The 25,786-nt window shown below is 49.6% G+C and carries 28 protein-coding genes; 27 read left to right on the top strand and 1 reads right to left on the bottom strand.

Going from position 1 to position 25,786, the window contains the following annotated elements:
* Nucleotides 1–213, bottom strand: a 213-nt coding sequence (locus M891_RS23990) for a UPF0236 family transposase-like protein (RefSeq protein WP_198032038.1), incomplete at its 3' end; no start/stop codon positions are given.
* A 561-nt stretch (nt 214–774) separates the two neighbouring features.
* Between M891_RS23990 and sucC the strand changes: the two genes are divergently transcribed.
* The 27 genes from sucC to fliP all read left to right on the top strand — a co-directional run bounded on the left by sucC (nt 775) and on the right by fliP (nt 25,760).
* Nucleotides 775–1,935, top strand: a complete 1,161-nt coding sequence (sucC, locus tag M891_RS0114845; protein WP_028539396.1) for an ADP-forming succinate--CoA ligase subunit beta — start codon at nt 775–777, stop codon at nt 1,933–1,935.
* A gap of 54 nt (nt 1,936–1,989) precedes the next feature.
* Entirely contained in the window at nt 1,990–2,919 is a 930-nt protein-coding gene (sucD, locus tag M891_RS0114840; protein WP_028539395.1) for a succinate--CoA ligase subunit alpha, read from the top strand.
* A 98-nt stretch (nt 2,920–3,017) separates the two neighbouring features.
* Nucleotides 3,018–4,106, top strand: a complete 1,089-nt coding sequence (gene dprA, locus M891_RS0114835; RefSeq protein ID WP_028539394.1) for a DNA-processing protein DprA — start codon at nt 3,018–3,020, stop codon at nt 4,104–4,106.
* A gap of 109 nt (nt 4,107–4,215) precedes the next feature.
* Nucleotides 4,216–6,315: a type I DNA topoisomerase gene (topA, locus tag M891_RS0114830; protein WP_028539393.1), complete on the top strand. Its 2,100-nt coding sequence runs from the start codon at nt 4,216–4,218 to the stop codon at nt 6,313–6,315.
* A gap of 68 nt (nt 6,316–6,383) precedes the next feature.
* Nucleotides 6,384–7,706 carry an FADH(2)-oxidizing methylenetetrahydrofolate--tRNA-(uracil(54)-C(5))-methyltransferase TrmFO gene (gene trmFO, locus M891_RS0114825; RefSeq protein ID WP_016312453.1) on the top strand — a complete coding sequence of 441 codons (1,323 nt, stop codon included), beginning with the start codon at nt 6,384–6,386 and terminating at the stop codon, nt 7,704–7,706.
* Between the two features lie 176 nt (nt 7,707–7,882).
* Complete coding sequence (gene hslV / locus M891_RS0114820; RefSeq protein WP_016312452.1) at nt 7,883–8,425, top strand: ATP-dependent protease subunit HslV; 543 nt, start codon at nt 7,883–7,885, stop codon at nt 8,423–8,425.
* Between the two features lie 35 nt (nt 8,426–8,460).
* Nucleotides 8,461–9,864 (top strand): ATP-dependent protease ATPase subunit HslU, encoded by a 1,404-nt coding sequence (gene hslU / locus M891_RS0114815; RefSeq protein WP_028539392.1) that lies wholly within the window; start codon nt 8,461–8,463, stop codon nt 9,862–9,864.
* Nucleotides 9,865–10,256: 392 nt separating this feature from the next.
* Nucleotides 10,257–10,664, top strand: a complete 408-nt coding sequence (flgB, locus tag M891_RS0114810) for a flagellar basal body rod protein FlgB (protein ID WP_016312450.1) — start codon at nt 10,257–10,259, stop codon at nt 10,662–10,664.
* Nucleotides 10,665–10,670: 6 nt separating this feature from the next.
* The gene (gene flgC, locus M891_RS0114805) at nt 10,671–11,120 is read left to right on the top strand and encodes a flagellar basal body rod protein FlgC (RefSeq protein WP_028539391.1); all 450 of its coding nucleotides are present in this window, start codon (nt 10,671–10,673) and stop codon (nt 11,118–11,120) included.
* Nucleotides 11,121–11,164: 44 nt separating this feature from the next.
* Complete coding sequence (fliE, locus tag M891_RS0114800) at nt 11,165–11,473, top strand: flagellar hook-basal body complex protein FliE (RefSeq protein ID WP_028539390.1); 309 nt, start codon at nt 11,165–11,167, stop codon at nt 11,471–11,473.
* Nucleotides 11,474–11,504: 31 nt separating this feature from the next.
* Nucleotides 11,505–13,088, top strand: coding sequence for a flagellar basal-body MS-ring/collar protein FliF (fliF, locus tag M891_RS0114795; RefSeq protein WP_028539389.1), 1,584 nt, complete (start codon nt 11,505–11,507; stop codon nt 13,086–13,088).
* An 11-nt stretch (nt 13,089–13,099) separates the two neighbouring features.
* On the top strand, nt 13,100–14,116 hold the full coding sequence (gene fliG / locus M891_RS0114790; RefSeq protein ID WP_028539388.1) for a flagellar motor switch protein FliG: 1,017 nt from the start codon (nt 13,100–13,102) through the stop codon (nt 14,114–14,116).
* Nucleotides 14,109–14,963 (top strand): FliH/SctL family protein, encoded by an 855-nt coding sequence (locus tag M891_RS0114785; RefSeq protein WP_016312445.1) that lies wholly within the window; start codon nt 14,109–14,111, stop codon nt 14,961–14,963. Before fliG ends, M891_RS0114785 begins: the two co-directional genes overlap by 8 nt.
* A complete protein-coding gene (gene fliI, locus M891_RS0114780; RefSeq protein ID WP_016312444.1) occupies nt 14,944–16,263 on the top strand; it encodes a flagellar protein export ATPase FliI in 1,320 nt (439 codons plus the stop codon). Before M891_RS0114785 ends, fliI begins: the two co-directional genes overlap by 20 nt.
* A gap of 10 nt (nt 16,264–16,273) precedes the next feature.
* Nucleotides 16,274–16,717, top strand: a complete 444-nt coding sequence (gene fliJ / locus M891_RS0114775; protein ID WP_009223006.1) for a flagellar export protein FliJ — start codon at nt 16,274–16,276, stop codon at nt 16,715–16,717.
* A gap of 41 nt (nt 16,718–16,758) precedes the next feature.
* Complete coding sequence (locus M891_RS0114770) at nt 16,759–17,697, top strand: MotE family protein (protein WP_028539387.1); 939 nt, start codon at nt 16,759–16,761, stop codon at nt 17,695–17,697.
* Nucleotides 17,698–17,737: 40 nt separating this feature from the next.
* A complete protein-coding gene (locus M891_RS0114765; protein WP_028539386.1) occupies nt 17,738–19,162 on the top strand; it encodes a flagellar hook-length control protein FliK in 1,425 nt (474 codons plus the stop codon).
* 34 nt (nt 19,163–19,196) lie between these two features.
* Nucleotides 19,197–19,700, top strand: coding sequence for a flagellar hook assembly protein FlgD (locus M891_RS0114760; protein WP_028539385.1), 504 nt, complete (start codon nt 19,197–19,199; stop codon nt 19,698–19,700).
* Complete coding sequence (locus tag M891_RS0114755) at nt 19,697–20,077, top strand: TIGR02530 family flagellar biosynthesis protein (protein ID WP_028539384.1); 381 nt, start codon at nt 19,697–19,699, stop codon at nt 20,075–20,077. The genes M891_RS0114760 and M891_RS0114755 overlap by 4 nt, the downstream gene beginning before the upstream one ends.
* Nucleotides 20,078–20,169: 92 nt before the next feature.
* Nucleotides 20,170–20,994 (top strand): flagellar hook-basal body complex protein, encoded by an 825-nt coding sequence (locus M891_RS0114750; RefSeq protein WP_009223011.1) that lies wholly within the window; start codon nt 20,170–20,172, stop codon nt 20,992–20,994.
* 81 nt (nt 20,995–21,075) lie between these two features.
* On the top strand, nt 21,076–21,300 hold the full coding sequence (locus M891_RS0114745) for a flagellar FlbD family protein (RefSeq protein WP_016312439.1): 225 nt from the start codon (nt 21,076–21,078) through the stop codon (nt 21,298–21,300).
* Nucleotides 21,297–21,770, top strand: coding sequence for a flagellar basal body-associated FliL family protein (locus M891_RS0114740; protein ID WP_016312438.1), 474 nt, complete (start codon nt 21,297–21,299; stop codon nt 21,768–21,770). The genes M891_RS0114745 and M891_RS0114740 overlap by 4 nt, the downstream gene beginning before the upstream one ends.
* Before the next feature lie 43 nt (nt 21,771–21,813).
* Entirely contained in the window at nt 21,814–22,815 is a 1,002-nt protein-coding gene (fliM, locus tag M891_RS0114735; RefSeq protein WP_016312437.1) for a flagellar motor switch protein FliM, read from the top strand.
* A complete protein-coding gene (gene fliY / locus M891_RS0114730) occupies nt 22,802–24,058 on the top strand; it encodes a flagellar motor switch phosphatase FliY (RefSeq protein ID WP_028539383.1) in 1,257 nt (418 codons plus the stop codon). The genes fliM and fliY overlap by 14 nt, the downstream gene beginning before the upstream one ends.
* Nucleotides 24,059–24,085: 27 nt before the next feature.
* A complete protein-coding gene (locus M891_RS0114725; protein WP_009223016.1) occupies nt 24,086–24,451 on the top strand; it encodes a response regulator in 366 nt (121 codons plus the stop codon).
* 8 nt (nt 24,452–24,459) lie between these two features.
* Entirely contained in the window at nt 24,460–24,996 is a 537-nt protein-coding gene (locus M891_RS0114720; protein WP_028539382.1) for a flagellar biosynthetic protein FliO, read from the top strand.
* Nucleotides 24,993–25,760, top strand: coding sequence for a flagellar type III secretion system pore protein FliP (fliP, locus tag M891_RS0114715; protein ID WP_016312434.1), 768 nt, complete (start codon nt 24,993–24,995; stop codon nt 25,758–25,760). The genes M891_RS0114720 and fliP overlap by 4 nt, the downstream gene beginning before the upstream one ends.
* The last annotated feature ends 26 nt before the right edge of the window (nt 25,761–25,786 follow it).

The following is a 25,786-nucleotide window of genomic DNA, read 5'->3' as shown; positions in this document are numbered from 1 at the left end:
CCGCTTAAAGCGCACATTCCCGAACACTGTGTTGACGCTTGTTTCACGCTCGTCCTTTACTCGATAACGCTCTCGGTCCCGTTGCTCCAGGATCTGCTGATCCAGCGCCTCCAGTACCTGCTTCATCGCACGAGCGAATTCCTCCTGCATTTTCCGGAAAATCCATTGCTCAATCTCTTTCATCGTCGGCATTGTTGTGGTAAAGTGGCTCACAGGAGCTTCCTCCTTCTTGGTGTGTTGTGCGTCAAACATCACTTTACCAAGGGAGAAGCTCTTTTTCTATATCCGCTTTTTCCAATTCCTACACCCACAGAGATTTTACACTATCAACCTACGCTGCTAAGGCGAAGCAGGGGAGGTATCAGAATGTGATTTCGGGAGGAAGCTGGCAAGCATTTTTCTCACAACCTAAGATATTTTCATAAATTGCTGAAATTCGTCGAAATCCATCTCATGATGAGATGCGTGGGGCGCAGTGTCAATTTTGGGCTGAACAAATTGGCGCGAGTTTTTCCTGTCCCTGCAACTCCTTGAAACTTTGAAAGCGATTCATTGCACTTTGGCCATTCTCCCCTGCTGCGTCAATTATTCATCTCAACTTGAGATGAAAATGATATAAAAAAGTTGTGTATAAATGATGAACTTTTTGAGGAAAGCGTTTCAAAAAAGTGGTACAATAATCTGGGTTTCAGCTGATATTTTCGAGAAGGGGGACCACAAGCCGCAGGTTTTGGACCCTCTAAAATACCGCCTGTTGATAGGAGGATTTTACGCATGAATATCCATGAGTATCAAGGAAAAGAAGTCCTAAAGCAGTACGGTGTGGCCGTTCCTGAAGGACGCGTGGCGTTTACGGTCGAGGAAGCTGTCGAAGCGGCTCAAGCGCTGGGGACCTCGGTTGTCGTGGTCAAGGCGCAAATTCATGCCGGGGGCCGCGGTAAAGCCGGCGGCGTCAAAGTGGCCAAAAGCTTGGATGAGGTGAGAACCTATGCTCAGGAACTCCTCGGCAAGGTACTGGTCACCCATCAAACGGGACCAGAGGGGAAAGAGGTTAAACGCCTCTTAATCGAGCAAGGCTGCGATATCAAGAAGGAGTATTACGTTGGCGTTGTCGTGGACCGTGGTACAGGCCGCGTGACGATGATGGCCTCTGAGGAAGGCGGGACGGAAATTGAAGAAGTGGCAGCCGCAACTCCGGAGAAAATTTTCAAAGAAGTGATTGATCCGGCTATTGGCTTGACGTCGTTCCAGGCCCGCAGATTGGCTTACTCCATTAATATTCCAAATGAACTAGTAGGCAAAGCCACGCAATTTATGATGGCTTTGTATGAAGCTTTTGTGGACAAAGATTGCTCCATCGCGGAGATTAATCCGCTTGTCGTCACTGGAGATGGCAACGTCCTGGCGCTGGATGCGAAGCTGAATTTCGATTCCAATGCGCTGTTCCGTCATAAGGACATTTTGGCGTTGCGTGACTTGGAAGAAGAGGACGAGAAGGAGATTGAAGCTTCGAAGTACGACCTCAGCTACATTGCGCTTGATGGGAACATCGGCTGCATGGTGAACGGGGCCGGTCTGGCGATGGCGACGATGGACATCATTAAATATTATGGCGGAGACCCGGCGAACTTCCTCGATGTTGGGGGAGGTGCGACGGCAGAGAAGGTCACGGAAGCCTTTAAAATTATTTTGTCGGACGCTAAGGTGAAAGGGATTTTTGTAAATATTTTTGGCGGCATCATGAAATGCGATGTGATTGCTTCAGGGATCGTGGAAGCCGCGAAGCAGGTTGGTTTGGACCGTCCGCTCGTTGTGCGCCTTGAGGGTACGAACGTTGATCTTGGCAAGCAGATTCTTGCTGAATCGGGTCTGGCAATTGTTTCGGCCGACTCGATGGCAGATGGCGCTCAGAAGATCGTTTCGCTCGTTTCGTAATTTAGAGTGGTACCTCACATTGCAATCACCTATCCATAAGGGGAGGCTCGAAATATGAGTATTTTGGTCGATAAGAATACGAAGGTCATCACCCAGGGAATTACCGGGAAAACCGCATTGTTCCACGCCAAAGGAGCGCTTGACTACGGCACGCAAATGGTCGGGGGAACGTCTCCAGGCAAAGGCGGCACGAAGGTAGATATTACGTTGGAGAACGGCGAAACCGTCAGCCTGCCGGTGTTCAACACGGTTCGCGAAGCGAAGGAAGCGACGGGGGCTACTGCCAGCGTGATTTACGTACCGCCGGCATTTGCAGCCGATTCGATCCTGGAAGCCGTAGAAGCGGAATTGGATCTGGTCATCTGCATCACCGAGGGAATTCCGGTCCTCGATATGGTGAAGGTGAAGCGTTATATGGAAGGGAAAAAGACCGTGCTGATCGGTCCAAACTGCCCAGGCGTCATTACTCCAGGCGAATGCAAAATTGGCATTATGCCGGGCTATATCCATTTGCCTGGTCATGTCGGCGTCGTGTCGCGCAGCGGCACGTTGACGTATGAAGCGGTGCATCAATTGACGACTCGCGGCATCGGACAATCTTCGGCGGTTGGTATCGGCGGCGATCCGGTGAAGGGCTCGGAGTTTATTGATATTTTGCGCCGGTTTAATGACGATGACAACACGCATGCCGTGATCATGATCGGGGAAATCGGCGGAACCGCTGAAGAAGAAGCCGCCGAATGGATCCAAAAAAATATGACGAAGCCTGTCGTCGGCTTTATCGGCGGTGTGACGGCTCCTCCAGGGAAACGGATGGGTCATGCCGGTGCGATTATTTCCGGCGGGAAAGGAACGGCGAAGGAAAAAATCGCGAAGCTGGAGTCCTGCGGCATTAAAGTCGCGCCGACCCCATCGGAGATGGGCGCAACACTGGTCAGTGTTCTGGAAGAACGCGGCCTTTTAGAATTGTGCACGACACGATAAGCTATTTTTGATATAATCATATCCAAAGGTAAGCAACCTTCTTAGCCATACATGGCTCGAGGAGGTTGCTTTTTTTATTTTTCAAGGAGGGATTCGTTGTGGAGAAGAAATGGGTACTCGCGGGATTACATGAATTCCCCGGGGTAGGCTGGAAAACGCTGCAGCAAATCGTTGCATATGATGAGGACTGGGAGCATGCCATCGAGTTTACGGCAGCGGATTGGAGGAAGCGGGGACTGGGCCCAGGGCTGTCACTTCGGCTGTCGGAGCGGTTCACATGGGACTGGATTGAGGCCCAAATGGAACAGTATGAAGGTAAAGGGATACAGGTGATTACAAGGCTGGATTTGGAGTATCCTATTTTAATGAAGGAGACCGCTCAGCCGCCATGGGTTTTGTATTCACTGGGTGATACTAGGTTGCTGAACGGTCTTAATATCGCGATGGTAGGTACGCGGACGCCAACCGCCTATGGTCGAAAGGTAGGAGCCGCCTTAGCCGCTGACCTTAGCTCCTTCGGAGTAACGATTGTGAGCGGGATGGCCCGCGGGATTGACGGGGTTTGCCATGAAGCGGCTTTACAGGCAGGAGGAAGTACCATCGCCGTATTAGGTACGGCGATTGACGTAGCTTATCCACCGGAGCATGCCTCCATGTATCGACGAATCGCCGAGCAAGGGCTGGTCATCTCGGAATATCCGATCGGTACCCCTGGTCACCCTGGGATGTTCCCGCAGCGCAATCGGATCATTGCGGGAATTTCTTATGGTACGGTGGTTGTAGAGGCCGACGCTCGCAGCGGGTCCTTGATCACGGCGGATGAGACGCTGGATGCGAATCGTGACCTGTTTGCAGTCCCTGGGCCAATTACGTCGCCGAAGAGTCAGGGAACCCTGTCGCTTTTGAAGCAGGGAGCCAAACTCGTCACCGAAGCCAAGGATATTTGGGAGGAATATCAGGCCTTATTGCCTGTCGCGGAGGAGACGAAAAAGGAAGCGGTAACAGGAAACAAGTTGACAGATGAGGAGCGCCGCATATACCATATGTTGGAGCAGGGCATCACGAGTTTTGATGATCTGCTCGTACAAACCGGGTGGGATTTTGGACATTTACATTCAGTTCTGTTATCTTTAATCATGAAAAAAACGGCGGTTCAACTCCCCGGCTCAGTATACCAGCTAATATAGTCCATTCCTAACCGAGAGTGGCTTGAATATATGACTATATGAGTATTTTACCTGAATACAAGGAACACCAGTTTTAGAGTTTCGTATTGTTTGAGAGGAGGACGAACCTGTGGCGGATTCACTCGTCATCGTGGAATCGCCTGCCAAGGCGAAAACGATTGGCAAATACTTAGGCAGCAAATACATCGTGAAAGCCTCAATGGGTCATGTTCGCGATTTGCCCAAGAGCCAAATTGGGGTTGAAGTAGAGAACGACTTCAGTCCGAAGTATATTACAATCCGTGGGAAGGGTTCTGTATTAAAAGAATTAAAGGATGCCAGCAAAAAAGTGAAAAAAATCTATCTGGCAGCCGACCCCGATCGCGAAGGAGAAGCGATTGCCTGGCATCTGGCCCATGTGCTGGACGTGGATGAGAAGGATACATGCCGCGTCGTATTTAATGAAATTACGAAGCAAGCGGTTAGAGACGCCTTCAAAAATCCGCGCCCCATCAATATGGATCTGGTGAACGCGCAGCAAGCCAGACGGATTTTGGATCGGCTGGTTGGTTATAAAGTCAGCCCGCTGCTGTGGAAGAAGATCAAAAAAGGGTTGTCATTTGGCCGCGTGCAATCCGTAGCGGTGAAAATCATCTTGGACCGGGAGAACGAAATCTCTGAATTTGTTCCGGAAGAATACTGGAGTATTACGGCGAAGCTGAAGACGGGAGCCTCTTCGTTCGAAGCGAAGTTTCACCAGTACAAAGGTGAGAAGATCGAGCTAAAGAACGAACAGCAGGTACAGGAAATTCTGAAATCGATCGAGAAGGCCAAATTCAGCGTGGTCGATGTGAAGGAGAAGGAACGTCTCCGCCATCCGGCGGCGCCGTTTACAACCAGTTCCCTGCAGCAGGAGGCAGCGCGAAAACTGAATTTCCGGGCAGCCAAGACGATGTCGATCGCTCAGCAGCTGTATGAGGGGGTTGACCTTGGCAAAGAAGGGACCGTTGGTCTGATCACGTATATGCGTACAGACTCGACGCGGATCGCTACTTCCGCCCAAGAGGAAGCCAAGCAATATATCCTTGATAAATTTGGTGAAGCCTACGCGCCTGAAACGCCGCGTCAATATTCCAAGAAGGCCGCCAGCGCGCAGGACGCCCATGAAGCGATCCGTCCAACATCGGCGATGCGAGATCCGGAATCGGTGAAGGAGTTCACCACCCGGGATCAGTATCGGCTGTACAAATTGATTTGGGATCGTTTTATGGCCAGCCAAATGACTTCTGCCGTGCTGGACACGATGTCAGTGGATATTGCCGCTGGCGAAGCAACGTTCCGCGCGGTTGGGTCGAAGATCCGCTTCCCTGGCTTTATGAAGGTGTACGTGGAAGGCAACGATGATGGCAACGCCAATGAGGACGACAAGTTTTTGCCACCCCTGACGAAAGGGGAAGAACTGGCGAAAGAGTCGATTGAACCGAAGCAGCATTTTACCCAACCCCCGCCTCGCTATACGGAGGCGCGTTTGGTGAGAACTTTGGAGGAGCTCGGCATTGGACGTCCGAGTACGTACGCGCCAACCCTGGAAACCATTCAAAAACGCGGCTACGTAGCGATTGAGGACAAGAAGTTTGTCCCAACTGAGTTAGGCGAGCTCCTCATCGAACAGACGGAGCAATTCTTCCCGGAAATCCTTGATGTGGAATTTACCGCCCATATGGAAGAGGACTTGGACCATGTTGAAGAAGGTTCCGAGGATTGGGTAAGAGTGCTGAGCGAGTTTTATAAATCGTTTGAGAAACGTCTTCGGGTTGCCGAAGAGGAAATGAAGGAAGTCGAAATCGAAGACGAAGTCTCCAATGAGATTTGTGAAAAATGCGGAAGACCGATGGTCTATAAATTGGGACGTTTCGGGAAGTTTTTGGCTTGCTCGGGTTTCCCGGAATGCCGGAATACGAAACCGATCGTTAAGGACATCGGTGTCACCTGTCCGAAATGTAAGGAAGGGCATGTGGTCGAACGCCGGAGTAAAAAGGGACGGGTCTTCTATGGCTGCGACCGTTATCCGGAATGCGATTTTGTTTCGTGGGATAAGCCTTCACCAAAGCCTTGTCCAAAATGTGGTTCAATGCTCGTAGAGAAGCGAAATAAGCAAGGCGGGAAGCTGCAATGTACCTCCTGCGACTACGTAGAAGCCATTGAAGAAAGCGACGAAACAGATGAATAAGTTGAGCCCGCCGTTTGTGCGGGTTCTGAGACAGCTAAGAAATTCAGCATGAGATTTAGTAGGGGGACATGAACATGACGAATAAAGTAACGGTCATCGGCGCGGGATTGGCCGGCAGTGAAGCGGCATGGCAAATCGCGAGCCGCGGCATCCCCGTGGTGTTGTACGAAATGCGCCCGGTTGTGAAGACACCGGCGCATCATACCGATAAATTTGCCGAGTTGGTCTGCAGTAACTCTTTGCGAGCCAACGGGTTAACGAACGCCGTTGGCGTTCTCAAAGAAGAGATGCGAATGCTGAACTCGCTGGTGCTGGGAGCGGCGGATCGCAATGCGGTACCGGCCGGCGGTGCGCTCGCCGTTGACCGGGACGGGTTCTCGGGGGAGATCACCCGGACGCTGAGAGAGCATCCATTGATTGAAGTGGTGAATGAGGAAATCAAGGAGATCCCGCAGGACGGGATTGTCGTGATTGCCACCGGGCCGCTGACATCTCCTGCCCTTTCAGAGCAAATTAAGCGGTTGACCGGCGAGGACTATTTTTACTTTTACGATGCTGCCGCTCCGATTGTGGAGAAGGATTCCATCGATATGAGCAAAGTGTACCTGGCTTCCAGGTACGATAAAGGCGAAGCGGCCTACTTGAACTGCCCGATGACGGAAGAGGAGTTCGATGCTTTCTACGATGCGTTAATTAACGCGGAGGTAGCTCAGCTGAAGGACTTCGAGAAGGAGATTTACTTTGAAGGCTGTATGCCAATCGAGGTGATGATGCGGCGCGGCAAGCAGACAGCTCTGTTTGGGCCAATGAAGCCGGTGGGTCTCGTCAATCCGCACACCGGCAAGCTCCCATATGCTGTGGTGCAGCTTCGTCAGGATAACGCGGCCGGGACACTCTACAACTTGGTAGGCTTCCAGACCCATTTGAAATGGGGGGAGCAGAAGCGCGTCTTCTCGATGATTCCAGGCTTGGAGAACGCGGAGTTCGTCCGGTACGGCGTAATGCACCGGAACACCTTTATCAACTCGCCGAAGCTGCTCATGCCAACCTATCAGTTGAAAGCACGGCCATCACTCTTCTTCGCGGGTCAGATGACCGGTGTTGAAGGTTACGTGGAGTCCGCTGCGTCCGGTCTAATCGCAGGAATTAACGCAGCCCGAGCTGCCGCAGGTCAGGAGGGGATCGTATTCCCTGCAGACACTACTCTGGGCAGTATGGCACGCTATATTACCACTGCTGATTTCGAACACTTCCAGCCGATGAACGCCAACTTTGGTTTATTTCCGAAGCTGGATACCCGCTACCGCAAAAAAGCAGAGAAAAACGAAGCGCTTGCGAAGCGCGCGTTAAATAGCTTACGCTCCTTTATGGCAGAAGAACGGTTGGGTTAATCCACCGTTTTTTTGCAATCTAGGGGGGATACGGGTTATGCTGAAAACAAGGACGTTCATATGATAGAACTGGCCCATTAATATACGTAGTACTTGAACCCAATGCCTCAGTCCCTCCTGCGTATATCTAAAACGTAAGGGCTGAGAACCTACGAGAGAGGAAGGCGAAGTAACACATGGAGCTATCTTTTCACGCTACAACGATTTGCGCGGTACGCCACAATGGCAAGGGCGCCATTGCCGGTGACGGGCAAGTCACATTTGGGCAGAACGTCGTGATGAAGCAAACGGCGAAGAAAGTCCGCCGGTTGTACCGCGGTCAAGTGGTTGCGGGGTTTGCCGGTTCGGTCGCCGATGCCATCACGTTATTTGAGAAATTTGAGGGGAAGCTGGAAGAGCATTCAGGGAACCTGCAACGGGCAGCGGTTGAATTGGCCAAAGATTGGCGCCAGGATCGTGTGCTGCGTAAGCTCGAGGCTTTGATGATTGTCATGGATAAAACCGGGATGCTGCTGATTTCCGGCGGCGGGGAAATCATTGAACCGGATGATGATGTACTGGCGATCGGATCAGGGGGCAACTTTGCGCTATCGGCTGCGCGGGCGCTGAAACGGCATGCCACGGGGTTGGAAGCGAAGGATATCGCCCGTGAAGCCCTGCAGATTGCTTCGGAAATCTGCGTATATACGAACAACAACATTATAGTTGAGGAGCTTTGAGTATCGTTGATACTATCGTGTCAGGGGGACGAATCATGACCGAAAGAAACTTAACGCCAAGACAAATTGTAGCCGAACTGGATAAATATATCGTAGGACAGAAACAAGCGAAAAAATCGGTTGCTGTTGCCTTACGGAACCGTTATCGGCGAAGCTTGCTGCCGGAGGAGGTTCAGGATGAAATTGTACCCAAGAACATCCTGATGATCGGACCGACCGGGGTGGGGAAGACGGAAATTGCTCGTCGTCTCGCCAAGCTGGTTGGTGCTCCTTTTGTTAAGGTGGAAGCCACGAAATTCACTGAAGTTGGTTATGTAGGCCGGGACGTTGAGTCGATGGTACGTGATCTCATCGAAACGGCGATCCGTACCGTCAAGCTCGAGCGTACCGAGAAGGTGAAGGATAAAGCGGAGGAGCTTGCGAATGAACGTCTAGTTCAGATCTTGGTCCCTTCCGAAAATAAAGCCAAAGGCGTTCGTAACCCGTTCGAGATGTTGTTTGGGGGCGGTAACGGAGCAGGCTCCACCGCTCAGGAGCAGCCGGAGGAAGACAGTGCGCTGACCGAACGCCGGCGTCAGGTGCGCTTTAAATTGTTGTCTGGTCAGATGGAGAACGACATTGTGGAAGTTGAAGTTGAGGACAACACGCCAACGATGATGGATATGTTTGCCGGTCAGGGCAACGACCAGCTTGGCATGAACATGCAGGAAATGTTTGGAAGTCTCTTACCGAAACGGACCAAGAAGCGGAAGCTGACCGTCAAGGAAGCTCGTAAAGTGTTGACGCAGGAGGAAGCGGCGAAGCTGATCGATCAAGATGATTTGATTCAGGAAGCGATCACACGGGCAGAGCAATCCGGGATCATCTTTATCGATGAAATCGATAAAGTTGCCAGCCGGGGACAGGGCTCCGGTCCCGACGTCTCTCGCGAAGGCGTACAACGCGATATTTTGCCGATTGTGGAAGGCTCGACGGTGATGACCAAATACGGTCCCATCAAAACAGATTATATTTTGTTTATTGCGGCAGGAGCTTTCCATATTGCCAAGCCATCTGACTTAATTCCTGAGCTCCAAGGGCGGTTCCCGATCCGGGTCGAGCTTGACAGTTTATCGCTGGAGGACTTTGTGTCGATCTTAACGGAACCGGAGAACGCCTTAACGAAACAGTATATTGAATTGCTGCGCACAGAGGATCTGGAAATCGAATTCTCGGACGCCGCAATCCATGAAATCGCTCGTATTGCGGCCATGGTGAATGCAAATACGGAGAATATCGGTGCCAGACGCTTGCATACGATCCTTGAGAAGCTCCTGGAGGATCTCTCCTTTGAAGCACCTGAACTGACGTTGGATAAAATGGTCATCACTCCGGAATATGTGCGGGAGAAACTAGGAAATATTGCCCAAGATCGAGATCTGAGTCAATTCATTTTGTAATGAGAATCGTAAATTGTGGGTTAAAGCCTTGTTCTCCAAGGACCTAATCCATTTTCACAATTTTGACAAAAAATAGGCCACTCTGCCGTAATGGCGGGTGGTCTTTCTTTTTGGATTTTGCTGGATGATGGCGATAATTATGTAAAAAATAGTTTTTTGACCAAAAAACGAGATAAACAATTGAAAGATAGGGCTTTTTTCTTATTGTAAATATGTCGAATCTCCATGAAACTTAGGATATATGACATTATTAAACAGATTTCATGCTAGGACGTAAGAAAGACAAAAAGAAAGACAATAAATAACAATAAATTGTCGAAAAAAGAGGAATTATTCATTGTTTGTAGAATCATTAATGATTAAGATCGAATGAGACTAAGGGGGGAATTAAAGTGCAGTTGTTGAACGGACTGGGATTTGACAGGCTTGAGACTGCTATCCAGGCCGCAAATCTCCGGCAAGGGGTCATCGCTAACAATATTGCGAATGTGGACACCCCTTACTTTAAGCGATCCAGCGTGTCCTTTGAAAGCATGTTACAAGCGGAAATGAACGGTAATATGCCGGCGCTCCAAGGAAGGAGAACGGATGTAAGACATTTCGTTATAGGACCAATGACCGAGGTTCCTGAACCGGTGGTTAGTGTGGATCAGACGACAGCAATGAACAACAACCAAAATAATGTCGATATCGACAGTGAGATGACCAAACTTGCCGAAAATCAGTTGAGATACAATGCGTACATCGAACAATTGAACTATATGATCAAAATGAAACACACCGTCGTGGAAGGGAGATAATCGGACTTGAATATCAGTAATAGTTTTGGGGTTAGTTCTTCCGCCTTAACCGCACAGCGTCTTCGCATGGATGTGATTTCCTCCAACATCGCGAATGCTGAAACAACCCGGGCTAAGATTGTAGACGGCAAGGCCGTTCCTTACCGACGCAAAACGGTAGTCATGGCCCCCAAGGAAATGGATTTCGACAGTGCCTTGAATTCAGTAATGGGTAAGGAAGTGAGCAGTCAAGGGGTGAAAATTACCAAAATTCAAGAGGACCCCTCACCGCTTAAACCGGTTTACAATCCAACCCACCCTGATGCGGACAGTGAAGGATATGTCTATATGCCTAATGTTGATATTTTGAAAGAAATGGTAGATATGATTTCGGCAACTCGCTCTTATGAAGCAAACGTAACGGCGCTTAACGCCAGTAAGGCGATGTTTACCAAGGCCTTGCAAATCGGGAAATAGCCCAGAAGTAAACTTACATAAATTGTGATTGGGAGTGTTGCACGTTGATCGAGAGAATGAGTTTTGACTCCTTGAAGCCGCTAACCGGGATGCAGACGTCCGGTAATGAACAGAACCTCACGCCTGCGCAAGCGATAAAGCAATTTAGCTCCTATCTAAACAATGCTCTAGAAGGAGTTGCTGCTCAGGAAGCCAATGCCCAACAAGTGAACAATCAGTTCCTGTTAGGGAAAGTCAATGCCGACGAGATGATGATCGCCTCGGAGCAAGCCTTGTTAAGTTTGCAGTTAACTACGCAAGTCCGGAACAAAGTGATCGAAGCTTACCAAGAGATTATGCGTACGCAAATATAAGGATTGAAACATGCTCGGATGAGGTGACATTGTGAATGAGAGAATTACACAGTACCGGGATCGATTGTTAGGGTACTGGAACCAATTTAGTAAAAAACAAAAAACGTTATTAGTCTCGACGGCGACTTTTATCCTGCTCGCGATCATCTTGCTGACGATTCAATTTTCCAAAACGGAATACGATGTAGCCTTTACGGGTCTCGATTCGACTGATGCGGCAGGGATCATCAATTACTTGGAATCCAGCGGAATCTCGTACAAGCTTGGACCTGACGGTACAACCATTTCGGTTCCTAGCAAAGACGCAGCACGAGTTAAGGTTGATGTTGGTTCCCAAGGAATCGTCCAGAACGGTTCGATCGGATTGGAAGCTTTTAATGAGAGTTCTTCCTTGATCGGAATGACGGACAACGAATTTAACGTCAAGTACAAAAACGCCATTAACGGTGAGGTCGAACAGCTGCTAAAGAGAATGCAAGGCGTTAACGATGCCAAGGTTCTCATTAACTTGCCGGCAGAAAACGTGTTCGCCAGCCCGGATGAACAGGAGAAAGCGACGGCATCGATCGTCCTTACGTTCAAGCCGGGATATCGTCCAAATCAGGAAGCCGTTGATGGATATTTCAACTTGGTTAAAACGTCGGTCCCTAACTTGCCGGTGGAGAATATCTCGCTATCCTCGAGTGATGATACGATCTTACTTCCAAGCGGTCAAGGCGGGACGACAGGCTCTCTGACTTCGGCGGTTCAAGAGAACATGGCGTTGCAGAAGAAGTTTGAAAGCGACGTACGCCAAAGTGTAAAGCAATTCCTATCCAGACTGACCGGGCCGGATAAGATTGAAGTATTAGTCGCTTCCAAGTTGAACTTCGACCAGGTTAGCCAGAAAGACAATCTGGTCACTCCGGTGGATACCGAAAACATGAAGGGTATCGAGATCAGTGCACAAAAAGTGCAGAAAAGCTACACCGGATCGGCAACCCCAACGAGCGGGGTACCAGGAACTGGGGAAGAGGATGTTGTTAACTATCCTTCGTCGGAAACAAACGGCGGGTCTTCATCGGAAGAAAGTTCGTCGACGATTAACTACGAGGTTAATCGAATTACGAAGGACATTATCGCCAGTCCCTATGTTATTAAAGATTTAACCATCAACGTGGCCGTTGAACCACCCGAAGGTCAGGAAACTTTGGATGAAAATACTCGGTCTGCGATCGAAAATATTCTGAAAAATATCGTTGGATCCTATTTGGCTGACTCTGGTACTACATATACAGACGAAGAATTGCAGAGAAAAGTTTCAGTGTTGTCTCAGCCATTTCATTCGGATACTGTCCAAAAGGCTGGGTTGAGTTTATCGAGCCCGCTGGTATGGGGAGTGGGAGGCGCTGCTCTGTTGGCGCTGGCCGGCCTTGGGATCGTCTTGTTCCGCCGCCGCAAGCAAGCGCAAGAAGAGGAAGAAGAAATCGCGTTGCCTCTTACGCCTGAGTTTCCATCGATTAATTTGGATACAGTCACGAATGAGAACCAAGTGCGTAAACAACTGGAAACGTTGGCCAAGAAGAAGCCTGACGAATTCGTTAACTTGCTTCGCACCTGGCTGGCTGAGGAATAGAGGTGAATGTATTGTCCAAAACATCGAGTCCGGTTTTGACCGGGAGACAAAAGGCAGCCATTTTATTAATTACGTTAGGACCGGAAGTATCGGCTCAAATCTTCAAACATTTACGGGATGATGAAATTGAGCAGCTCACCCTGGAGATTGCTAACGTCCGTAAAGTCGACAGCGCCGAGAAAGATATGATTATGGCGGAATTCCACCAAATCTGTTTGGCGCAGGAGTATATCACCCAGGGGGGCATCACTTACGCCAAGGAAATTTTGGAGAAAGCGTTGGGCCAGTCCAAAGCGGTGGACATTATCAACCGTTTGACGGCAACCCTTCAGGTGCGTCCGTTCGATTTTGCCCGTAAGGCTGATCCAAATCAAATTCTGAACTTTATCCAGAACGAAAACGCGCAGACGATCGCTCTGGTGTTGTCCTACTTGCAATTTGAACAGGCGGCAGCGATCTTGTCTTCACTGCCTCAGGAGAAGCAAGCAGAAGTTGCACGGAGAATCGCGATGATGGATAGCACGTCGCCGGAGGTTATCGCTCAAGTTGAACGTGTGCTGGAGCAGAAGCTATCTGCTACGGTAACCCAGGATTACACCAGCGCCGGCGGCATCGAATCGATCGTCCAAATCTTGAATGGTGTCGACCGGGGGACGGAACGAACGATTCTCGATTCGCTCGAAATTCAGGATCCCGAGCTGGCTGAAGAAATCAAGAAGCGGATGTTCGTCTTCGAGGATATCGTCAATATCGACAACCGTTCCATTCAGCGGATTATCCGCGATATCGAGAACAGCGACTTGCAGCTTGCCCTCAAAGTGGCCAGCGAAGAAGTTCGCGAGGCGGTCTTCCGCAACATGTCGAAGCGGATGTCCGAGACGTTCAAAGAAGAAATGGAATACATGGGGCCGGTGCGGCTGCGTGACGTGGAAGAAGCACAAACCCGCATCGTAGCTACTATTCGCAGGTTGGAAGAAGCGGGTGAAATTATTATCGCCCGCGGCGGAGGAGATGACATCATTGTCTAATTTGATCAAGGTGTCTCAATACGTGCCGGTTGAAATCTTGAAGCAATTGAATGTAGCCAAGGTTCATCCGACAACCGAGGACCCGTCATCTGATCACGCCGAGAATCCGGTTATACAAGGTCCTTCCGCTGAAGATCTTGCGGCCGAAGAGACGAGACGTCAGATGTTGGCGGATGCGAAAGAGTTCGCCGAACGTCAAGTTAGGGAAGCGGCGGAGCAAGCGGAACGCATGCTGGAAGAAGCACAGCAGCAAATCGACACCTGGTGGCAGGAGCGCCGTGAGCAGGATGAACAGATGATTGAAGCTGTCAAAGCGGAGGGCTTCACTCAAGGTTACGAGGAAGGGAAAGCGCAGGCAGAAGCAACGATGCGCGCCAAAATTGAAGAGATGATGAATGAAGCGAGTTCCGTTCTCCAGCAGGCTTATGAGGAGAAAGAACGTATCATTCTGGAAGCCGAGCCGTTTCTGGTCGAGTTAAGCTGTGCGATTGCCGAGAAAGTCATCGATAAGCAGCTTGAGCTGAAACCGGAATACGTTATCGAGCTGATCAAGAAGAGTCTGGCGCGTAAACGCGAGCAAGGAACCTTGACACTGTGTGTTTCACCAAAGGATTTTGCGTTCGTGCAGGCGGCCAGGGAGGAGCTTAGTCTTGCAATTGACTCGCAGGCAGAACTTCAAATTTTGCCGGACCCAACCGTCAAAGATCGCGGTTGTGTTATCCGTTCTTCCTTCGGCAGTGTAGACGCCAGAATTGATACCCAATTGACGGAGATTAAGAAGGAATTGTTGCGGGTTTCTCTACAGATGGAGGAGCGGGGGCAAGCGAATGACGAGTTTGAAAGCTGAACGTTACATTGATCATCTCAGACAGCTTGATCCGATCCGAATCAACGGGAAGGTGACACAAGTCATCGGACTGATGGTTGAATCCGAGGGCCCTGATGCCAGCATCGGCGATCTTTGTTATATCTATCCGAGTAAAGGGGCTCAGCCTTTGCAGGCGGAGGTCGTCGGTTTTCGCGACAACAAGGTATTGCTGATGCCGCTCGGTGAACTGCAGTCGATCGGACCTGGTTGTGACGTTGTTGGGACCGGTAAACCTTTGACGGTACAGGTGGGGTCGGAGCTCCTAGGTAAGGTGCTGGATGGCTTGGGGCAACCGCTAGACGGTTCGTTGCTTCCTTCTCGGATGGGTCACTACTCGACCTATAATAAGCCGATGAATCCACTGGATCGTCCGCGAGTCTCCGAACCAATCGGCATAGGTGTACGAGCCATCGATGGTTTGCTCACGATCGGTAAAGGTCAGCGGGTGGGGATTTTTGCTGGCTCTGGGGTTGGGAAGAGCACCTTGATGGGGATGATTGCCCGCAATACCTCGGCCGATGTGAACGTGATTGCCCTCGTTGGGGAGCGGGGACGTGAGGTGCTTGACTTTATTGAACGGGATCTTGGTCCTGAAGGGTTAGAGCGCTCGGTTGTCGTGGTTGCAACCTCCGATCAGCCAGCATTAATTCGGATGAAGGGGGCGTTGATCGCCACAACTATCGCAGAGTATTTTCGGGATCGCGGGCTTAACGTCATGCTGATGATGGATTCCGTCACTCGTTATGCGATGGCATTGCGTGAGGTGGGGTTGGCTGTAGGCGAACCTCCTGCGATGCGGGGGTACACCCCTTCTGTATTTGCCGCTTTACCGAAGCTGATGGAGCGGGCAGGGACTGGACCAACCGGTTCAATTACCGCCTTCTATACCGTGCTCGTTGACGGTGACGATATGAACGAACCAATTGCGGATGCTGTCCGCGGGATCTTGGATGGACATATCGTTTTGAACCGCGGGATCGCCAATAAAGGGCACTTCCCGGCGATTGACATTCTAGCCAGCATTAGCCGGGTAATGAAGGATATTGTTTCGGATGAGCAAAATGAGGCAGCCGAAAATCTGAAACGGTTGATGGCTGTTTATAAGGATTCCGAAGATTTGATTAATATCGGCGCTTACCAACCCGGATCGAACCCGGATATTGATGAAGCTATTGGCGCCATTCAGCAGATCTGGAGCTTTACGAAGCAGAAGGTGAATGAGAAGGTGACGCTCGCCGAAGTTCAGGAACGGCTTATTTCCGAATTCGCAAGGAGATGAAACGTAGAGAATGAAGTTCCGTTACGTGTATCAGAAAGTAGTTGATTTGAAATCCAACGAAAAAACGCAGGCCGAATGGATGTTATCTGCAGCTATTGGGCGATTGCAGTCAGAACAACGCTCGTTGGAGCAGTTGCTGGAGGAGAAAGCCAATACCGCAGCGGTAATCGCTGCCGAAGCGGAGAGTACTGCCTCCATGATCAAACTGCAGGAACTTCAGCGATACATGGATTTTCTTGACCAAGCGATTGAGCGGAAGCTGGCGGATATTCGCGCAGCGGAGGTCAACGTCGAGCATAAGAAGACGATTTTGAAGGGGAAAATGCTGGACGAAAAGGTATGGCTTAAAGCGAAAGAGAAGGCCATGGATAAATTTCGGCACGAAATGCTTCTTCGGGAACAAAACGAGCTGGATGAAATGGCTACAGTCCGGTTCGCCATGAGAGCCCGATAAAGTAACGGGCGCCCATACGGTTGTTCGAAGGAGGGATAGAGATGGCAAAAACGGTGGTGGACGAAGAATTGGATGAGGAGACAGGGGGCGGATTTTCACGCTTTCTGTTCTTCATGACGCCTATTCTTTTTACGGTTGTTCTGCTAGGGGTGTTATTAACCTTATTTAATATCGACTTTCGTAACACCATGATTGATTGGGGGAACCGGATTCCGCTGGTGAAAAACCTGGTTCCGGATCCAATTGCTCCAGAGGGTGAAGCAAAGGATGCTGCGAAGGAAGAGCAGAAGCAGCGGGAGAGCACTGAAGCTACTGTGAAGGAACTAAAGGAGCAGTTGGCTAAGCAGCAAGCTGAGCTGCAAACCGCGAACCAACAAGCAGCCGAACAGCAGGAGAAGGTAAAGGAGCTGCAGGAGCAACTGGCTTCCGTTCAGCAGAAAGAGAACGATCAGCAACAAGCGGCAGAATTGGAGGCCTATCAGAAGGAAGTTAAGAAGCTGGCCAATCTGTATGCGGAAATGAGTCCTAGCAAAGCGGCAGCGATTTTTAATAAGTTGACAACGGAAGAGTCGCTGCAGATGTTAAGCGTTATGAACAATGAGAGTAAAGTAGCCATTCTAGAGAAGATGGATCCGCAAAAGGCAGCGGATATTTCGATTAAGCTGAAGGATGTGAAGACGTCCGAGGACTTGGCGATCGCCGCGCTGCAATCGAGACTCAAAATGGAATCAACAGCGGATACAGCAGCTGCTGCAAAAGGAGCAGGGCTAAGCGATACGGAGCTGGGGCAAACCTTCTCCTCGATGGCTGCAGCAGACGCCGCCAAGCTGGTGCTTCAGACGTACAAGCTAAGTCCCGAGAAGGGGCTGAAAATTCTGAAATCGGTAAACGGAACTGCTCGTTCTAAGATTTTGACGGAAATGGCGAAGTCCGACGAGAAGACATCGGTAAAGATCCTGAATCAGCTGGTAAGTAAGTAATATAATGAAGGTATTTAGTCTTGAAAGGAGGTGAAATAAAATGAATTCATCCATTTCGCAAATAAATGCAAGCAAAACCGGAACGGTAAACTCGTTGTGGTACGGATCGGCTGGCAAGGCGGAAACGGGGCAAGCGGCTGCTTTGTCATTTGATCAGAAGCTTCTCGCCATGTTGCTTGGTAATGCCCAGCCGCAGGAAGGACAAGCCTCAGCACAGATGATCTCGTTAGCTGGATTGCCAAGTGGTACGGAAGGTACATCTTCCGAAGCGACTGAAAATACGCTTGTCGCGACAATCGAAGGATTGTTGGAGCAATTGTCTAAATTGGACGATGCACTTCAAGCGGATCCTGCGTTGTTTTCGTTATTGCAAGGTTGGTTGCAAAGTGTTCAACCCCTATTGCAACAGGCAGGTTTGTCTGACAATGCGAGTTTAGGAGCTGAGGGCGACAACGCCCTGCCTGTGCTAGCTCAGCAGCCGGAGACGATGCGGTTTGCGGTTCAGGATACTCTTGTTCAACTATTAGCAGTTGCGGAGTCGAACGGAGGTGCCGCTAAGCTGACCGCAAGTGCACAGGGGCAAGCCGTTACTATGCTGGATTCTCTACAACAAGTGCTAGATGCAATATCGGATTCGGCGGAGGCGAAGTCTAATGGCGGAAAAGGGACGGAAGCAACAGGATTACAACCTCGTACCTTCACGACAGATCCAGGTGCAACAGCTAGCCAACAAGGACGTGCAGGCCAAAATGGGGACATGCTGAACAGAGGAGATGCTCGTGCTGTTCAATCGAGTTCACAATCTAGCAATTCGGCAGCATTCCGCGTCAATGATCTGGCATTCGAAGCCGATCCGGCAGTTGACGGGGGGACCTCGGAAGCTAAAGTACATGAAGATCCCGTTCAAACTGGTCAAGTCGTGACCGCAGGACAACTGGCACTCCGGGACAGTGGAATTAAGTCCGTGAAACATGTTGCCAAACCGGTACCAGTTGAAAATTTCGCGAAAGAAATGAGCGGTTTCCTGGTCAATAAACTGGAGATCGTGAATCTGAAGGGTGTGTCCGAGGCGAGAATTTCACTGTATCCGGAGCATTTGGGCCAGGTTGACGTACGCATTACGATGCAAAATGGCCAATTAACTGCCCAATTTATGACGGAGCACGCTTTTGCTAAGGAATCGCTGGAACAACAAATGGCACAACTTAGATCGGCATTGCAATCTCAGGGTCTTCAGGTTAACAAACTGGAGGTTACACAAAATACATCATTGTCGTCCCACATGTACCATGATGGCCGGCAATCCGGCGGAGGCACAGGACAACAACAAAGCGAAAAACGTCGTCCCGTAACAGAGGACGAAACCCTGGCCATCCATGACTTGAACGAAGAATGGAACGAATGGGTAGCTGAAGTCAGAGCCAAAGAGCAAAGCTACGGCAGTTCCTTTGTTGCTCGGGCTTAAATCACCTTTTATTTCGCAGAAAGGAGGTACCTCCGTGGCTGACACGTATTTTTCTTCGGTGTCGTGGCCGAATTACTCGCAAAATAACATTCAGAAGGCCAGTACGAAAAACAACGAGTTGGGTAAAGATGCTTTCCTTAAACTCATGATCGCCCAGATGCAAAATCAGGATCCGTTGTCCCCAATGGACAATACGCAAATGGTTGCACAAATTGCCCAGTTTACTTCTGTCGAGCAGTTGACTAACATTTCAGAACAGATAGCTGCATTGGGAGAGTCCTTAGGCAATGATTCCGGACTGATCGGAAAAGAAGTGACATGGGTGACTGAGACCAAAACAGGTAATTACGATGTTTCCACAGGTAAAGCTGAAGTCATTATTGAGAAGGAAAGTGGCATTGTAGAATCCATTATCGTTCGCAGTGGTGTCCACTACGTGAAAGTAGGAGATAAGGAGATTAAAATCTCCGATATTGAACAAGTAGGCGTACCTGCTGACGCGTCTGACGGCGCTGGCCAAGGAGCGGATCTGTTATGAACGAGCCGATCCGAGTAGGCCAGCTATATGCGGGCAGAATCGGGCCTAATGCACTAACGGCAAATAAAAGCATGCCGCTAAATGCTGCAAAAAGTAACTTTAAGGAGATGCTGGAGGATCGACTGGTCCATTTCAGCAACCATGCGGTAAAACGTTTGGAGCAGCGCGGAATCGAGCTGAAGCCGGAGCAGTTAAACAAGATTGAATCGGCGATTGACAGCGCGGCGGCTAAAGGAGCGAAAGAGTCCCTTATTTTATTGAAAGATATGGCCCTGATTGTGAACGTCCACAATCGGACCGTCGTTACCGCGATGGACGGAAGCAGCATGAAGAATAACGTATTTACTCAAATCGATAGCGCCGTCATCATTTCTTAAAATTGGCTGGACCGGTTACGGGAGCCAATCGGCTGCGGATCGACTGAAGCGGCCGAAGCAATCATTTTAATCAGTGGAAGGGATGAGAGCAAATGTTAAGATCAATGTATTCTGGCGTATCTGGAATGCGTGGTTTCCAAACCAAGCTTGACGTCATTGGCAATAATATTGCAAACGTCAATACGGTAGGCTTCAAATCAGGACGCGTTATGTTTAAGGATATCATGAGCCAGACGGTCTCCGGGGTTACGGCTCCAGTCGATGGTGAATCTGGCGGCGTGAATGCCAAGCAAATTGGACTTGGGGTCTCCATCGGCTCTATCGATACATTACATACTGGCGGCAGTGCGATGACAACCAATAATCCGCTGGATATGCGGATTGACGGTGACGGATTTTTTCTTGTAAAACTGACGCCCGATCAAGAGGTTCCTTTCCTGACTCGTGCGGGAGACTTTCATCTAGATGCTGCGGGCCAACTGGTCACTTCGGACGGTTTGCTCGTTTGCAACAGCGATGGTGACGTTATGGAGCCAATCGATTTCGAAGCGGTAACAGCCTTTACGATTGCATCTGATGGTACGATGATGCTGAAAAACCCTGAAGGGGGAACAGATCCTGGTGAGATTATTGGGGTAGCTCGGGTCACGAACCCGGAAGGTCTGGAGAAGATTGGTGGTAACCTTTATCGGGTCACCTTGAATGCCATCGCAGACGGAGAATTGACGTATACGAACCCGAATAACGCAGAAGAGGGGACGGGTGCTCTGATTGTCGGCCAGTTGGAAATGTCCAACGTCGACTTAACGGGCGAGTTTACCGAAATGATCGTAGCGCAGCGGGGGTTCCAAGCGAATTCGCGGATCATCACGACCTCGGATGAAGTGCTTCAGGAAGTTGTTAATCTGAAACGTTAAGCGAAGGGGTAGTCGGGGAAAGGGTTAACCGCCGTTCCCCGACGGCTCTCCCCGCTTCCTTGATCGCTTAGGAGGGAAATCATGATTTCAGTAACACGCCTTAACGGTTCTCAAATGTGGCTAAATGCCATCATGATTGAGACCGTGGAAGAAACACCGGATACATACGTCACCCTGGTCACAGGGAAGCGGATTATCGTGCTGGAGAAGGCGGCCGATGTGATTCAGATGATAAGCGATTATTATCGTGAGATCGGCATCCACGCAGCAACTATTAAAGTGCAACAAACGGAGGAATGGTCATGAAAAGAATGCTGCCATGGTTAATTACGATTTTGCTCGCCATCACATTGATCGTATTGGCCGCCTTCCTGCTGGTGAATCAAATGAATAAACCTGCACCAGGTACCGAAATGAATGCTGCTGTTGACAGTGTAGCAGTACCGAAGAAATTGTCGGCCGACGAACTCGTTCAGGTGACATCTACGATTGACGATATCAAGACGAATTTGTCCGATCCGGATTACGTGGTAGTCATTGATTTTGCGTTCCAATTGGATAGTGCGACTTCCAAGGAAACCTTCGATAAAATCAAGGATTACAAAATCAAGCCGATTATTATCAAAACGTTGGCGGATACCAAACCGGAGGAATTGACGGGGGCATTGGGAAAAGACAACCTGAGTTCCAAATTGCTCAACCTGATCAACAAATCGCTGCCGGAAGGGAAATTGATTCAGATCGATATTACTGACTTCATCATGTCAACGATCTAACGAATATCGAACGAATAGAGATTTTTCTAAGGGGGTGAGATGGTTGGTTGATGTGTTGTCGCAGAACGAAATTGATGCGTTGCTAGCTGCGTTATCGTCGGGTGAAATGGACGCCGAAGAACTGAAAAAGGAAGATACGCAGAAGAAAATCCGTTCGTATGATTTCAAAAGAGCGGTGAGATTTTCCAAAGATCATATTCGAAGCTTAACCCGAATACATGAGAACTTTGCCCGTTATCTCACTACCTATTTTTCGGCTCAACTGCGCACGTTCGTGCAAATTAACGTTGTTCAGGTCGAGCAGCTTCCTTATGACGAGTTTATCCGCTCCATTCCCAAAATGACGATTTTGAACATTTTTGAAGCGGAGCCGCTGGAAGGAAGAATGGTGCTGGAGGTGCATCCCAACGTCGCTTTTGCTATGCTGGACCGGCTGTTGGGCGGTCTCGGAACAGCTCCTTCGAAAATCGGATCGCTAACGGAGATCGAAACAATTATTATGGAGCGGATTTTTAGCCGGGCTTTTGAAAGCTTGCAAGAAGCTTGGAAAACCGTTGTGGACATCAATCCACGGATGGAGGCGCTGGAAACCAATCCTCAGTTCATGCAAATCGTATCGCCTAACGAAACGATTGCGCTGATCTCACTAAGCACGAAAATCGGGGATACCTCCGGGATGATCAACCTCTGTATACCACATGTTGTAATTGAACCGATCATGCCAAAGCTTTCGGTTCACCATTGGTTTGTCTCTCAGAAAAAGTCGCGTGCTCCAGAAGAAGTTGAAGCGTTGCGAAACCGAGTGAACAAAGCTAAGCTTCCGATCATCGCGGAGTTGGGCGAATCACAGATTACGGTCCGTGAATTCCTGGGATTGTCCGTTGGGGACGTCATCTCATTAAATAAACCGGTCCAGGAAGGACTGCAAATCCGGGTTGGCGATCGATTGAAATATATAGGCAGCCCGGGTACAGTAAAGGATCGGATTGCGGTCCAAATCGATGAAATTGTCAGCGAAGGAGTTGAGGAACTTGACGAGCAATGATTACTTGTCCCAGGAAGAGATAGACGCATTATTAAAACAAGCCAATCAAGAGACGCCCCAAGAGCTGTCGGTAAACGACGTTCTAACTCCGCTAGAGCAGGACGCCTTGGGGGAAATCGGGAACATCACGTTTGGCAGTGCTGCCACGGCGCTCTCCACGCTGTTAAATAAAAAAGTGGATATCACAACGCCGAAGGTTTCCGTGATCACTCGTTCCCAGTTTGAGTCCGAATTTCCAAAACCGCATGTTGCGATTCACGTTCAATATGTGGATGGCTTTGAAGGCATGAACTCTTTGGTCATCAAGACGAGAGATGCCCAAGTGATTGCAGATTTGATGCTGGGCGGGGAAGGGAACCCGGAAGAGGAAGAGTTAAATGAGATTCATATCAGTGCCGTGCAGGAAGCGATGAACCAAATGATGGGGTCTTCTGCGACATCAATGTCTACCATTTTTAATCGCTTCGTCAATATCTCGCCGCCAGGCGTTGATATTTTGAACATGTCCAATGGGAACGGCTTGAACAGCTTGCCAGAATCGGACCCGCTAATCAAGATCTCCTTCCGTTTGACGATTGGGGATTTGATCGATTCGACGATCATGCAGCTGCTAACCGTGAAGTTCGCAAAAGAGATGGTAGATAGTCTGATTAGTGGATCAGCGGCAGAAACAAAAGCCGGCGCGAAGGAAAGCGCCGCAGCGGCCGCGCCTCCTGCACCAGCGTCTGCACCAACGCCAGCTCCGTCGCCTGCGCCTCAGGCCCCAACGTATCAGCAGCCGCCTGCACCGTCTCAACCGATGATGCAGCAACCGCCGATGCAAGAGAGTTATGGTTACGGGCAGCAAGCGCCATACGGGTATCCTCCACAAGGTCAACCTTACGGCGAACCCCATCATTATGGGCAGGCACCTGGGCGAAATTTGAATGTACAACCTGTACAATTTGCAAATTTGGGGAACTCATCATTTAACCAGGTTGACGAAAATAATTTGAACTTACTGATGGACATACCCCTTAGAGTCACCGTAGAATTAGGTAGGACCCAACGGCAAATTAAAGATATCCTGGAATTGTCCCAAGGATCGATCATCGAATTGGACAAGCTTGCTGGTGAACCGGTAGATATTCTGGTGAACAACAAACTGATTGCTAAGGGCGAGGTTGTCGTCATTGATGAAAACTTCGGCGTACGCGTCACGGATATCATAAGCCAGTGGGACCGCATTCAAAAATTACAATAGTAGAAGTTTAGGGAGGATTTTAGATCAATGGCTAACCGAATTCTTATCGTAGACGACGCAGCATTTATGAGAATGATGATCCGGGATATTTTGACGAAAAACGGGTTTGAAGTCGTAGGGGAAGCACAGGATGGTGCGCAAGCGATCGAGAAATTTAAAGAACTGCATCCGGATTTGATCACGATGGATATTACGATGCCCGAAATGGACGGAATTGCGGCGTTAAAAGAGATCAAGAAGCTGGACCCGAACGCGAAAGTGATCATGTGCTCTGCGATGGGGCAGCAAGCGATGGTTATCGATGCGATTCAAGCGGGTGCGAAGGACTTCATCGTGAAGCCATTCCAATCGGATCGGGTTATTGAAGCGATCAACAAAACGCTTGGGGTGTAAACTGAGCGATGAATAACTCGCAAGATTCTTCCCCGTTTTCTGGGGACGTCAACCTTTGGGGGAACTTGTTTACCGTCATCGTAGTTCTTGGCCTGCTCATTGCATTAATTATTATACTGGTCCGTTTTCTTGGGAAAAGGAACCGGTATTTGTCCCAGAGCCATGCGATTCGCACTTTGGGCGCGATTGGCCTTGGACCCAACAAATCCCTGCAAGTGATCGAACTCGGGGGGAGCATCTATCTTGTGGGTGTCGGTGAGGACATTTCGCTGGTGGACAAAATATCCAACCCGGACGAAGTAGCCTCTCTGGTTCAAGCCTTCGAACACGAAGGAATGGAACTTGCCGGATTGTCATCGACTTTGTCCGGCTTGATCTCCCGGTTTCGAAAGGAACCACCTCGGGAGGAAGAAGAACTGGACGGTGTCGCTTTCCACGAGGTGTTTCAATCGCAACTGCGGAAGATGCCGGACCGAAAACGACAAATGGAGGAACTCTTGCAGGATTCGGAAGAACATTCTACAGATCGGTCGAGGGAGTCATGAAGAGAAAATTGTTAATTGTCGGCTTGCTGCTGACGATATGGAGCATACTCGCGGTCTCCGTAGCATCGGCCGAACCGGTTGACCCGATTCCGAGCATCGGCATTCAAATCGGTAATTCGGATTCGGGCGGGGCGTCAGGTACCACTTCGTTGTCGATTCTCTTAATGATTACGGTACTCAGTATCGCGCCGGCAATATTGGTGCTGATGACGAGCTTTACTCGCATCGTCGTGGTACTGGGGTTTGTCCGCAGTTCATTAGGGACGCAACAAATGCCGCCAAATCAGGTATTAATCGGCTTAGCTTTGTTCTTAACATTATTTATCATGAGCCCCACGCTAACCACGATTAACGAGGTGGCAGTGCAGCCTTATATCAAGGGAGAAATCACCCAGACCGAAGCGTTGGACAAAGCGGCGGTTCCCATGAAGAAGTTCATGTACTCGCATACGAGAACGAAAGATCTTCAGCTGTTCATGGGATATACCAAAATGGAAAAGCCGAAGAGCTATGAAGACATCCCACTTTCGGTGATGGTGCCTGCTTTTGCGATTAGTGAACTCAAGACGGCGTTTCAAATGGGCTTTATGATTTTTATTCCTTTTCTGATTATCGATATCGTCGTTTCCAGTGTACTGATGGCTATGGGGATGATGATGTTGCCGCCGGTCATGATCTCACTGCCGTTCAAGATCTTGCTGTTCGTGCTGGTAGATGGTTGGTATCTGATCGTCAAATCACTGTTAGTCAGCTTTAATACCTAGAGGATAGGTTCAGGTTCAGGGAAGGA

This window comes from Paenibacillus sp. J14, assembly GCF_000518465.1.
GTDB lineage: Bacteria > Bacillota > Bacilli > Paenibacillales > Paenibacillaceae > Fontibacillus > Fontibacillus barengoltzii.
Note: the sequence above shows the minus strand (reverse complement) of the source record. Positions and strands in the feature narration are given on the sequence as shown.

Excerpts from the sequence above, each read along its gene's own strand:
- hslV (WP_016312452.1), top strand. The coding sequence starts at position 7,883 with ATGGAGCTATCTTTTCACGCTACAACGATTTGCGCGGTACGCCACAAT.
- hslU (WP_028539392.1), top strand. The coding sequence starts at position 8,461 with ATGACCGAAAGAAACTTAACGCCAAGACAAATTGTAGCCGAACTGGAT.
- fliP (WP_016312434.1), top strand. The coding sequence starts at position 24,993 with ATGAAGAGAAAATTGTTAATTGTCGGCTTGCTGCTGACGATATGGAGC.
- M891_RS0114770 (WP_028539387.1), top strand. The coding sequence starts at position 16,759 with ATGGCAAAAACGGTGGTGGACGAAGAATTGGATGAGGAGACAGGGGGC.
- M891_RS0114750 (WP_009223011.1), top strand. The coding sequence starts at position 20,170 with ATGTTAAGATCAATGTATTCTGGCGTATCTGGAATGCGTGGTTTCCAA.
- fliI (WP_016312444.1), top strand. The coding sequence starts at position 14,944 with ATGACGAGTTTGAAAGCTGAACGTTACATTGATCATCTCAGACAGCTT.
- M891_RS0114740 (WP_016312438.1), top strand. The coding sequence starts at position 21,297 with ATGAAAAGAATGCTGCCATGGTTAATTACGATTTTGCTCGCCATCACA.
- M891_RS0114725 (WP_009223016.1), top strand. The coding sequence starts at position 24,086 with ATGGCTAACCGAATTCTTATCGTAGACGACGCAGCATTTATGAGAATG.
- M891_RS0114720 (WP_028539382.1), top strand. The coding sequence starts at position 24,460 with ATGAATAACTCGCAAGATTCTTCCCCGTTTTCTGGGGACGTCAACCTT.
- sucD (WP_028539395.1), top strand. The coding sequence starts at position 1,990 with ATGAGTATTTTGGTCGATAAGAATACGAAGGTCATCACCCAGGGAATT.
- sucC (WP_028539396.1), top strand. The coding sequence starts at position 775 with ATGAATATCCATGAGTATCAAGGAAAAGAAGTCCTAAAGCAGTACGGT.
- M891_RS0114755 (WP_028539384.1), top strand. The coding sequence starts at position 19,697 with ATGAACGAGCCGATCCGAGTAGGCCAGCTATATGCGGGCAGAATCGGG.
- fliJ (WP_009223006.1), top strand. The coding sequence starts at position 16,274 with ATGAAGTTCCGTTACGTGTATCAGAAAGTAGTTGATTTGAAATCCAAC.
- M891_RS0114745 (WP_016312439.1), top strand. The coding sequence starts at position 21,076 with ATGATTTCAGTAACACGCCTTAACGGTTCTCAAATGTGGCTAAATGCC.
- M891_RS0114765 (WP_028539386.1), top strand. The coding sequence starts at position 17,738 with ATGAATTCATCCATTTCGCAAATAAATGCAAGCAAAACCGGAACGGTA.
- trmFO (WP_016312453.1), top strand. The coding sequence starts at position 6,384 with ATGAACATGACGAATAAAGTAACGGTCATCGGCGCGGGATTGGCCGGC.